Origin of the sequence: Streptomyces hygroscopicus subsp. hygroscopicus (assembly GCF_001553455.1) — a bacterium.
In the GTDB taxonomy this organism is placed as follows: domain Bacteria; phylum Actinomycetota; class Actinomycetes; order Streptomycetales; family Streptomycetaceae; genus Streptomyces; species Streptomyces hygroscopicus.
The window spans coordinates 1-10,171 of record NZ_BBOX01000366.1; the positions used below are offsets into that span (position 1 = coordinate 1).

6 protein-coding genes are annotated in these 10,171 nt (G+C 71.8%); 5 read left to right on the forward strand and 1 reads right to left on the reverse strand.

Annotated elements, in window-relative coordinates:
- The first annotated feature begins 478 nt into the window (after positions 1-478).
- On the forward strand, positions 479-1,939 hold the full coding sequence (locus AXW62_RS31460) for an aldehyde dehydrogenase family protein (protein ID WP_060947490.1): 1,461 nt from the start codon (positions 479-481) through the stop codon (positions 1,937-1,939).
- 1,136 nt (positions 1,940-3,075) lie between these two features.
- Positions 3,076-3,777 carry a glycoside hydrolase family 12 protein gene (locus tag AXW62_RS31470; protein ID WP_060947492.1) on the forward strand — a complete coding sequence of 234 codons (702 nt, stop codon included), beginning with the start codon at positions 3,076-3,078 and terminating at the stop codon, positions 3,775-3,777.
- Positions 3,778-4,033: 256 nt separating this feature from the next.
- On the opposite strand, the gene AXW62_RS31475 is transcribed toward AXW62_RS31470, so the two are convergent.
- Positions 4,034-5,050, reverse strand: a complete 1,017-nt coding sequence (locus AXW62_RS31475; RefSeq protein WP_060947493.1) for a LacI family DNA-binding transcriptional regulator — start codon at positions 5,048-5,050, stop codon at positions 4,034-4,036.
- Positions 5,051-5,364: 314 nt separating this feature from the next.
- Between AXW62_RS31475 and AXW62_RS31480 the strand changes: the two genes are divergently transcribed.
- From AXW62_RS31480 to AXW62_RS31490, 3 genes are all read left to right on the forward strand, one after another.
- The gene (locus tag AXW62_RS31480) at positions 5,365-7,350 is read left to right on the forward strand and encodes an acyl-CoA dehydrogenase family protein (protein ID WP_060947494.1); all 1,986 of its coding nucleotides are present in this window, start codon (positions 5,365-5,367) and stop codon (positions 7,348-7,350) included.
- A 64-nt stretch (positions 7,351-7,414) separates the two neighbouring features.
- Positions 7,415-8,677: a 1-deoxy-D-xylulose-5-phosphate reductoisomerase gene (gene dxr, locus AXW62_RS31485; protein WP_060947495.1), complete on the forward strand. Its 1,263-nt coding sequence runs from the start codon at positions 7,415-7,417 to the stop codon at positions 8,675-8,677.
- Positions 8,674-9,975 carry a M50 family metallopeptidase gene (locus AXW62_RS31490; RefSeq protein ID WP_060947496.1) on the forward strand — a complete coding sequence of 434 codons (1,302 nt, stop codon included), beginning with the start codon at positions 8,674-8,676 and terminating at the stop codon, positions 9,973-9,975. The genes dxr and AXW62_RS31490 overlap by 4 nt, the downstream gene beginning before the upstream one ends.
- Positions 9,976-10,171: the final 196 nt, after the last annotated feature.

Below are 10,171 nucleotides of genomic sequence, written 5' to 3' on the forward strand. Positions count from 1 at the left end.
CGCGGCGGTCTGTCCGTGCCGAGGGCCGTATGCGCTGCGGCCCGCATCTCCGTTACGGGCTGCCTCCGCGGCGGGCCGTCCCGGCCGCCGCTCGTCCCCCGAGGGCCGTCCGCTGCCAGCTGCCTCCGCCCTGGCTCGTCTCCGCCGCGGTCCGTTCCCGCAACGGGCTGTCCCCGCCATGCCCGCCCGCCCCCGCCGCGGCCCGCATCTCCGGCCACGGGCCGCCGGGCTGCCCTCCGGCACGGGCCGGTCGGCCCGTGCCTGGCCGTTCGCGGTCGCCTTCGCGCAACGGGCCCCGAAGGGGGCTCCAGCACGAGGCTCGGAACGAGGCCCGGAACGAGGCCCCGAACGAGGCAAGGGGGCACGCCATAGCGGAGCGCGTACGGCCCCGACTGCTACGTCCCGGACAAACACCGAGCGGGCCGGGCGCGCCTACGGTGGGAGGAGAGACACCACTTCAGAAGGGTCGGGATCCGCTGTGCCAGACACAAACGAAGCTGTCACCCACGCGTTCTGGCTCGCCGGCCGCAAGGCGACGGGCGAGAGCACGTTCGAGGTCACCTCGCCCTGGGACGGCCGCCGCGTCGGCGCGGTGAGCGTTCCCACCGACGCGCAGATCGAGGAGGCCGTCGCCGCGGCCGACGCGGTGCGCGAGGAGTTCGCCGCGACCCCCGCGCACGTACGGGCGGCCGCGCTGGACCACGTGTCGCGCCGGCTCGCCGAGCGCGCCGAGGAGATCGCCCGGCTGATCTCGGACGAGAACGGCAAGCCGATCAAGTGGGCGCGCGGTGAGGTGGGCCGCGCCGTGTCCGTGTTCCGGTTCGCGGCCGAGGAGGCCCGCCGGTTCAACAGCGGGGAGGCCCAGCGGCTGGACACCGACGCCGGTGGCACCGGGCGGCTCGCGCTGACCCGCCGCTTCCCGCGCGGCACCGTGCTCGGCATCGCGCCGTTCAACTTCCCGCTGAACCTGAGCGCCCACAAGGTCGCCCCGGCGATCGCCGTGGGCACGCCGATCATCCTCAAGCCGGCGCCCGCCACCCCGCTCTCCGCGCTGATCCTCGGCGAGCTGCTGGCCGAGACCGAGCTTCCGGCGGGCTCCTGGAGCGTCCTGACGGTGCCCAACGACCGGATGCCCGCGCTGGTCCAGGACGAGCGGCTGCCGGTCATCTCCTTCACCGGCTCGGAAAAGGTCGGTTACGCGATCAAGGAGTCGGTGCCGCTCAAGCACTGCACCCTGGAGCTCGGCGGCAACGGCGCCGCGGTCGTCCTGTCGGACTACTCCGCCGACGCCGACCTCGACTGGGCGGCCACCCGCATCGGCACCTTCTCCAACTATCAGGGCGGCCAGTCCTGCATCTCCGTGCAGCGGGTGATCGCGGACGCGTCCGTCTACGAGGAGCTCGTGCCGAAGATCGTCGCGGCCGTCGAGGGGCAGGTCACCGGCGACCCGGCCGACGACGCCACCGATGTCGGCCCGCTGATCAGCGAGGACGCCGCCAAGCGCGTCGAGTCCTGGGTCGAGGAGGCCGTCCGGGCCGGTGCCAAGCTGCTGACCGGTGGCAAGCGTGAGGGCGCCAACTACGCCCCGACCGTGCTCGCGGACGTCCCCGCGGATGTCACCCTCTCCTGCGAAGAGGTCTTCGGACCGGTGCTCACCCTGCACAAGGTGGCGGACGAGGACGAGGCGTTCGCGGCGGTCAACGACTCCAAGTACGGCCTCCAGGCGGGCGTCTTCACCCGCGAGGTGCGGACGGCCTTCCGCGCCCACCGCGCGCTGGAGGTCGGCGGTGTGATCGTCGGCGATGTGCCCTCGTACCGCGCCGACCAGATGCCGTACGGCGGTGCCAAGAGGTCCGGCGTAGGCCGCGAGGGCGTGCGGTACGCGATGGAGGATTACACCTACGAGCGGGTCATGGTCCTCACCGGCCTCGACCTCTGATCCGCCGGGCCGTCCCGCTCCCACCGCTCCGCTCCGCCCCGCCGGGCCCTGCCCCCGTCCCGCCGGGCCCCGTCCCCGCCCCGCCGTGGTGCAGGGGGGCGGGGCCCGGTGCATGGGGCAACCTTCAGTCCGCCCGCGGCGACACAGACGTAGCCGCCCGTTCCGGTGTGTCTGAGGAGGTGCCCGTCGCGGTGTGCTTCGAGCGTGAACGTCTCCTGAACCACCCAGCCCCCGGGCTGCTCGGCCGCCGCGCGGACGAAACCGTCCCCCGCCACGGTCAGATAAGCGGCCGGAGGGGGCGCGCAGGGTGAGCGCACCGCCGCCCCAGTCGGACATGGCCAGGTCGGTGGGGGTGTCGCCGACGGTCAGCGGCGGCAGTTCGGTACGGCCCGCCACAGGCGCCGGGTTCAACGAACCCTCCTCCGCCGAACCTTCTCCCACCGGGCTTTCCTCCGCCGCCCCCTTCCCCGCCGGGTCTTCGTCTGCCGGACCCTCTCCCGCCGGTTCCCCGCCGGTCCCTCCTCCTCCGCCGGGTCCGGCACCCGCACCCAACCGGCCGCGGTGCGCAGCCGTACGGTCTCCAGGCCGTCCGTGAACACCACCCGCTCCGCGCCGAGCCGCTCGGCCAGCGCCTCGCGCGGCGAACTGCGGCGGATCAGGCTGCCGCTGTACCAGTCGAGCTTGCACTCGTCAGCGAGCGGACCGACGACCGCGAGGGTGCGGACGGCGGGCGCCGGCGTGCCCGCGCGGGCCGTTCCACCGCCGAACCGGTCGCCCGGGTCAAGTGCGGTGAACTCGACGGCCGCCCCGTCCTCATCCGCAACGCCTACGGCGCCGGCACCGCCTGGTACGTCTCCACCCTCCCCGAACCCGCCGCCCTGCGGGCGCTGCTGGCCCGCGCCGCCGAGGAGGCGGGGCCGGCACCCGTACTGCCCGGCCTCCCCGGAGGTGTCGAGGCGGTGGAGCGCGGCCCGTACCTCTTCCTCCTCAACCACGGCCGCACCCCGGCCGTCGTCCCCCTTCCGTCCGCCCGGACGCGTGCACCACACCGGCGTCCGCCTCGACCGCTTCGCGGTCGTGGTCCTGGCACCGCTGGCATCTCGCCGACCGACCCTCCACCCGAAGGGAGCAGCCCCGTGCGACGAACCGCTCGAACGCTCTTACTGACCCCGCTGATCGCCCTGCTCGCGCTGATCGGCTTCGCCGCCGCCCCCGCCCAGGCCGCCACCTGGTCCTCCTCGGACCAGTGGGGCACCTGGACCAATGGCGGCTACACGCTCTACAACAACATCTGGGGCTCCGGCGCCGGATCCCAGACCATCTGGGCCAACTCCTACAGCGACTGGGGAGTGTGGGCCAACCACCCCGGCACCGGCGGCATCAAGTCCTATCCCAACGCCAAGAAGGTCGTCGGCCGGAAGATCAGCGCCATCTCCACCCTGACCAGCACCTACAACGTCACCGTGCCGTCCTCGGGCGCGTACAACACCTCGTACGACATCTGGGATGTCAACTACGACTACGAGATCATGCTCTGGGTCAACAAGACCGGTCCGGTCGGCCCGCTCGGCACCTCCCAGGGCAATGTCACCCTCGGCGGCCACACCTGGAGCGTCTACAAGGGCAGCAACGGGGCCAACGAGGTCTTCTCGTTCCTCCGCACCTCGAACTCCGCCTCCGGCTCCGTGGACATCAAGCCCATCGTGAACTGGATCAAGAACACCAAGAGCTGGTTCGGCGATGTCACCATCGGCGACGTCCAGTTCGGCTATGAGATCACCTCGTCGGCCGGCGGCCTGGACTTCCGGACCAACAGCTTCGGGGTGAGCGCGAGCTGACCGCCGCGTACCCGGTGACACCGCCGCCGTCCCGCGCGGCGTGTCACCGGGTACGCCCCCGGAGAGCTCACCGGGCAGGCGCACGCCACCCGGCACCACCCCGGGCGCGGCGCGGTACGCGCGGGACGCGGCGGACCGGGGCCGGGCGGACCGGGGCCGGGCGGACAGGGCGTGCCGGGCGCGGGGCCGAGTCAGGACGTGCCGAGTGCGGGGCCAGGACGTGCCCGGGCCAGGACCTGCCGGGCGCGGGCCCGAGTCAGGCCGTGCCGGGCGCCGGGCCGGAACTGGCCCGTACGGTCAGCTCCGGGGCCAGCAGGGCCACCTGCTCCCCGGAGGCGTTCCCCTCGAGCTTGGCCACCACCAGCTCCACGGCCCGCTGCCCCATCTCCTGCGCCGGGACGGCCACCGAGGTGAGCCGCACCGACGCCTGGGTGGCCACTTGCTCGGGGCAGACGGCCACCACCGAGACGTCCTCGGGGACCGCGCGCCCCTGTCGGCGCAACAGGCTGAGCAGCGGATCGATGGCCGCCTCGTTCTGCACCACGAAGCCGGTGGTGCCGGGCCGCTCGTCGAAGATCCGGGAGAGGGTGCCGTCCATGGACTCGTAGCTGCCCTGGCACGGGCGGTGCAGCAGCCGTACCCCCAGCTCCCCGGCGCGGCGGCGCAACCCCTCCAGGGTCCGCTCGGCGAAGCCGGTATGGCGCTCGTAGACGGCCGGGGCCTCGCCCACGATGGCGACCTCCCGGTGGCCCAGGGCCGCCAGATGCTCGACGCAGAGCGCGCCGGTGGCCGTGAAGTCCAGATCGACGCAGGTCAGCCCGACGGTGTCGGCGGGCAGCCCGATCAGCACGGTGGGCTGGCGGGCCGCGTGCAGCAGCGGCAGCCGCTCGTCCTCCAGTTCCACATCCATCACGATCATGGCGTCGGCGAGTCCGCTGCCGGTCACCCGGCGCACCGCCGCCGGGCCCTCCTCGCCGGTGAGCAGCAGGACGTCATAGCCGTGGGAGCGGGCCGTGGTGGCGACCGCTATGGCGATCTCCATCATCACGGGCACGTACATGTCCGTCCGCAGTGGCACCATGAGCGCGATGATGTTGGACCGGCTGCTGGCCAGGGCGCGGGCGCCGGCGTTCGGGTGGTAGCCGAGCTCCTTGATGCTGTGTTCGACGCGCTCGCGGGTGGGAGCCGAGATCGACCGCTTGCCGCTGAGGACATAGCTCACCGTGCTGGCGGAGACTCCGGCGTGCCGGGCGACCTCGGCGAGGGTGACCATGCGGGGGACTCCATCCGGTGCGGGGAAGGGCAGAGGACGACAGCGAGCGACAAAGCGCGAATCAGCCGGTGAAGCGCTTCGACGCAGCGCCGAACAACCCCTCGACCGGCTCGCGGATCGACAGTAAACCGGCAGCGTGCAGCTGTCCAGAGGCCATCGAAGCGCTTCAACACACCGCGCGCCCCACCCCCGGCCATCCACTGCCCCGGACCCCGGCGCCCGCCCGCTTTGCCGTCCCGTCGGACCGGATGCACACTGGCAGCGGTACGTGCCGGTAATGTCACGAGATCGTCATTCGCGGCAAGGGAGCACCGATGACCGCATCATCCGTCAGGCCGGTGTCCGAGCGTGAAGCGCGCCAGGTCGCCGAGGCCGCACGCGAACAGGTATGGCACAAGCCGAGCTTCGCCAAGGAGCTCTTCCTCGGCCGCTTCCGACTCGATCTGATCCATCCACACCCCGCCCCCGCCCCGGACGACGTACGCCGTGGTGAGGCCTTCCTCGCCAAGCTCGGCGAGTTCTGCGCGACGCGGGTGGACGCCGCCCGTATCGAGCGCGAGGCGCGGATCCCCGACGAGACCATCAAGGGGCTCAAGGAGCTCGGCGCGCTCGGCATGAAGATCGACACCAAGTACGGCGGTCTCGGCCTCACCCAGGTCTACTACAACAAGGCCCTCGCCCTGGCCGGCTCCGTCAGCCCGGCGATCGGCGCGTTGCTCTCCGCCCACCAGTCCATCGGCGTACCGCAGCCGCTGAAGCTCTTCGGCACCCAGGAGCAGAAGGACCGCTTCCTGCCGCGCTGCGCCCGCACCGACATCTCCGCCTTCCTGCTCACCGAGCCGGACGTGGGCTCCGACCCGGCCCGCCTCGCCACCACCGCCGTGCCGGACGGCGACGACTACCTCCTCGACGGCGTCAAGCTGTGGACCACCAACGGCGTGGTCGCCGACCTCCTCGTGGTGATGGCCCGGGTGCCGCGCTCCGACGGCCACAAGGGCGGCATCTCCGCGTTCGTCGTGGAGACCGCCTCCGAAGGCGTCACCGTCGAGAACCGCAACGCCTTCATGGGGCTGCGCGGCCTGGAGAACGGGGTGACCCGCTTCCACCGGGTCCGCGTCCCGGCCGCCAACCGGATCGGCCCCGAGGGCGCCGGTCTCAAGATCGCGCTGACCACGCTCAACACCGGACGGCTGTCGCTGCCGGCGATGTGCGCGGGTGCCGGGAAGTGGTGTCTGAAGATCGCCCGCGAATGGTCCGCCGCCCGTGAGCAGTGGGGCAAGCCCATCGCCGAGCACGAGGCCGTCGGCGCCAAGATCTCCTTCATCGCGGCGACCACCTTCGCCCTGGAGGCCGTCATCGACCTGGCCTCCCAGATGGCCGACGAGGACCGCAACGACATCCGCATCGAGGCGGCGCTCGCCAAGCTCTACGGCAGCGAGATGGCCTGGCTGATGGCCGATGAACTGGTCCAGATCCGCGGCGGCCGGGGCTATGAGACCGCGGCCTCGCTGGCCGCCCGGGGGGAGCGGGCCGTCCCCGCCGAGCAGATGCTCCGCGATCTGCGGATCAACCGGATTTTCGAGGGCTCGACCGAGATCATGCATCTCCTCATCGCCCGGGAGGCCGTGGACGCCCATCTGTCGGTGGCCGGCGATCTCATCGACCCCGACGCCTCCCTGCCGGACAAGGGCAAGGCGGCCGCCAGGGCGGGCGGCTTCTACGCCCGCTGGCTGCCCGGCCTGGTCACCGGCCCCGGCCAGCTGCCCCGCGCCTACGCCGAATTCCGGCCACCCGCCGACCACCGCCACCCGGACGGCAAGCGCTCCGCGCGGCCCGCTTCCTCCGGCTACCGCGACCTGTCACCGCATCTGCGCTACGTGGAGCGCTCGGCGCGCAGGCTGGCCCGTTCCACGTTCTACGCCATGTCCCGCTGGCAGGGCCGGATGGAGACCAAACAGGGCTTCCTCAGCCGGATCGTCGACATCGGCGCGGAGCTGTTCGCGATGAGCGCGGCCTGTGTACGGGCCGAGATGCTGCGCTCCCGCGGTGACCACGGCGTCGAGGCGTACCAGCTGGCCGACACCTTCTGCCGGCAGGCCAGGATCCGCGCCGACGAGCTCTTCGGGCGGCTGTGGACCAACACCGACGACCTCGACCGCAAGGTCGTCTCCGGGGTGCTCTCCGGGGCGTACGAGTGGCTCGAGCAGGGCATCCTCGACCCCAGTGGCGACGGCCCCTGGATCGCCGACGCCACCCCCGGCCCGACCTCCCGGCGAAACGTCCACCGCCCCATCCACTGAGGTCCGCGATCGCCGATCCCGGGGCTTGTCCCGAGCCGTCGTCCCTTGCCTCCACAATGGGGGGATGACGGAATCCCTGGCTGACCCGCACCTGCGCGTCCCGGCGGCCACCGCCGCGGCGAGCGTGCGCGACATCGTGATCCTGGGCTCCACCGGTTCGATCGGCACCCAGGCCATCGACGTGGTGCTGCGCAACCCCGACCGCTTCCGTGTGACCGGCCTGTCCGCCGCCGGGAGCCGGGCCGGGCTGCTCGCCGAGCAGGCCCACCGGCTGCGGGTGGACAGGGTCGCGGTCGCCCGGCCGGAGGCGGTGGCCGAGGTGCGCGAGGCGCTGGGCGCGCGCTACGGCGCCGGTGAGCCGCTCCCCGAGATCCTGGCGGGGCCCGACGCGGCCACCGAGCTCGCCCGCTCCGAGTGCCACACCGTGCTCAACGGCATCACCGGCTCCATCGGCCTGGCGCCGACCCTGGCCGCCCTGGAGGCGGGCCGGGTACTGGCGCTGGCCAACAAGGAATCGCTCATCGTCGGCGGCCCCCTGGTCAAGGCCGTCGCCAAGCCCGGCCAGATCGTCCCCGTGGACTCCGAGCACTCCGCGCTCTTCCAGGCGCTGCTCGGCGGCGACCGGCAGGAGGTCCGCAAGCTGGTGGTCACCGCCTCCGGCGGCCCCTTCCGCGGGCGCACCAGGCGCGAGCTGGCCGCGGTCACCCCGGAGCAGGCGCTGGCCCACCCCACCTGGGACATGGGCCCGGTCGTCACGATCAACTCCGCGACCCTGGTCAACAAGGGGCTGGAGGTCATCGAGGCGCATCTGCTGTACGACATTCCCTTCGAGCGGATCGAGGTGGTCGTCCACCCCCAGTCGTACATTCACTCGATGGTGGAATTCACCGATGGCTCGACGCTCGCCCAGGCGAGCCCGCCCGATATGCGGATGCCCATCGCGCTCGGGCTCGGCTGGCCCGAGCGGGTGCCGGACGCCGCCCCCGGCTGCGACTGGACCAAGGCCCACACCTGGGAGTTCTTCCCCCTGGACACCGAGGCGTTCCCCTCGGTCGGCCTCGCCCGCCATGTCGGCGCCCTCGGCGGCACCGCCCCGGCCGTCTTCAACGCGGCGAACGAGGAATGTGTGGCCGCTTTCCTCGATGGAAAGCTGCCCTTCGACGGGATCGTCGATACGGTCGCCGAGGTGGTGGCCGAGCACGGCGCCCCCACCGCGGGAACCCGGCTCACCGTCGCGGACGTCCTCGAAGCCGAGACGTGGGCCCGCGCCCGCGCAACGGAACTGGCCGCCCGAGCGGCGAAGGCGACCCCGGAGGCTCGCGCATGACGACACTGATGACGGTCCTCGGCATAGTGGTGTTCGCCGTCGGCCTGCTGATCTCGATCGCCTGGCATGAGCTCGGCCACCTCTCCACGGCCAAGCTCTTCGGTATCCGGGTGCCGCAGTACATGGTCGGCTTCGGGCCGACGATCTTCTCCCGGAAGAAGGGCGAGACCGAGTACGGCGTCAAGGCGGTCCCGTTCGGCGGCTACATCCGCATGATCGGGATGTTCCCGCCGGGCGACGACGGCAAGATCGCCGCGCGCTCCACCTCGCCCTGGCGCGGCATGATCGAGGACGCCCGGTCGGCCGCCTTCGAGGAGCTGCAGCCGGGCGACGAGAACCGCCTCTTCTACACGCGCAAGCCGTGGAAGCGCGTGATCGTGATGTTCGCCGGGCCCTTCATGAACCTGGTCCTCGCGGTGGCGATCTTCCTCGGGGTGATGATGAGCTTCGGCGTCAACACCCAGACCACCAGCGTGGGCACGGTCTCCCAGTGCGTGGTCCCGGCCTCGGCCTCCACCGACACCTGCCCCAAGGGCGCCAAGGACTCCCCGGCCAAGGCCGCCGGTCTGCAGCCCCGGGACAAGATCGTCGCCTTCAACGGCCACCCCACCCCCGACTGGGGCACGCTCCAGCAGGACATCCGCAAGACCACCGGCCCCGCCACGATCACCATCGAGCGGGACGGTGTCCGCAAGACCCTGCACGCCGACCTCATAGAGAACCAGGTCGCCAAGTCCGACGGGAACGGCGGCTATGTCGAGGGCAAGTACGTCACGGCCGGATTCCTCGGCTTCACCCCGGCCAGCGGTGTGGTCCAGCAGTCCTTCGGACAGTCCGTGGACCGCATGGGCAACATGGTCCAGGACGGCATCGACTCCATGATCGCCCTGCCCTCCAAGATCCCGGACCTGTGGAACGCGGCCTTCGGGGACGCCCCGCGCAAGGCGGACTCCCCGATGGGCGTCGTGGGCGCGGCCCGGGTCGGCGGCGAGGTGGCCAGCCTCGACATCCCGCCCTCCCAGCGGATCGCGACGATGCTCTTCCTGGTCGCCGGGTTCAACCTGTCGCTGTTCCTGTTCAACATGCTCCCGCTGCTGCCGCTGGACGGCGGCCACATCGCGGGCGCGCTCTGGGAGGCCATCCGGCGGCATACGGCCCGGCTGGTCCGGCGCCCCGACCCCGGCCCGTTCGACGTGGCGAAGATGATGCCGATCGCCTATGTGATCGCCGGTGTCTTCATCTGCTTCACTCTCCTGGTGCTGGTGGCGGACGTCGTGAACCCCGTGAAAATCTCCTGATGACGAGAGATGTCCTGAAGTTCGCCTTTCGGTGGACTTCAGGAGCGGAGTGTGCTGACGCCGTGGCCGTTGCCGTAATCTCGGAGATCGGAGCCCGCTGATCTCCGGCCACTCATCCACCTTCTTGGGGTTACGAACCAGATGACTGCGATTTCGCTAGGAATGCCGTCCGTACCGACCAGGCTCGCCGAGCGCA

Bases quoted from the DNA above. Each gene is read 5' to 3' on its own strand.
- AXW62_RS31475 (WP_060947493.1), bottom strand. From the start codon at position 5,050: ATGGTCACCCTCGCCGAGGTCGCCCGGCACGCCGGAGTCTCCGCCAGC.
- AXW62_RS31480 (WP_060947494.1), top strand. From the start codon at position 5,365: ATGACCGCATCATCCGTCAGGCCGGTGTCCGAGCGTGAAGCGCGCCAG.
- dxr (WP_060947495.1), top strand. From the start codon at position 7,415: ATGACGGAATCCCTGGCTGACCCGCACCTGCGCGTCCCGGCGGCCACC.
- AXW62_RS31490 (WP_060947496.1), top strand. From the start codon at position 8,674: ATGACGACACTGATGACGGTCCTCGGCATAGTGGTGTTCGCCGTCGGC.